The organism is Acinetobacter sp. UBA3025 (assembly GCF_002367915.1).
GTDB lineage: Bacteria > Pseudomonadota > Gammaproteobacteria > Pseudomonadales > Moraxellaceae > Acinetobacter.
Genome location: NZ_DFDO01000098.1, coordinates 24,561 through 24,909, shown reverse-complemented (window position 1 = coordinate 24,909; position 349 = coordinate 24,561). Strand labels below are relative to the sequence as shown.

The window sequence follows — 349 nt, the reverse complement described above, 5'->3', positions numbered from 1 at the left end:
TTCCATCATGTCATCACGGTCTGCACCAAGCGTTTCTGCTGCACTGTACAGGTACAGGCCATGTCCTGCTTCATCTTGTACTTTAGCCAGCAATACCGCTTTACGTTTCAAAGTCGGTGCGCGGGTAATCCAGTTGCCTTCTGGCAGCATGCCAATTACTTCTGAATGTCCATGCTGGCCAATCTGGCGGATCAGGGTCTTTCTATAGGCATCCGGCATCCAGTCCTTCGCTTCAATAGAAATGTCCTGCTCTATCTTCTGATCGAATGTTTGTTGTTGCTTATTCATGTTTGTCTCACTTATCCCAAGTGCTGATACACTCAAATTAAAACGATACAAATATAAAATC

The 349-nt window shown here is 45.0% G+C and carries 1 protein-coding gene; it reads right to left on the bottom strand.

The window, feature by feature from the left end; genetic code table 11:
• A partial coding sequence (locus B4J23_RS03965; RefSeq protein WP_291358806.1) for a Phenylacetic acid catabolic protein occupies positions 1-288 on the bottom strand: 288 nt, incomplete at its 3' end.
• Positions 289-349: the final 61 nt, after the last annotated feature.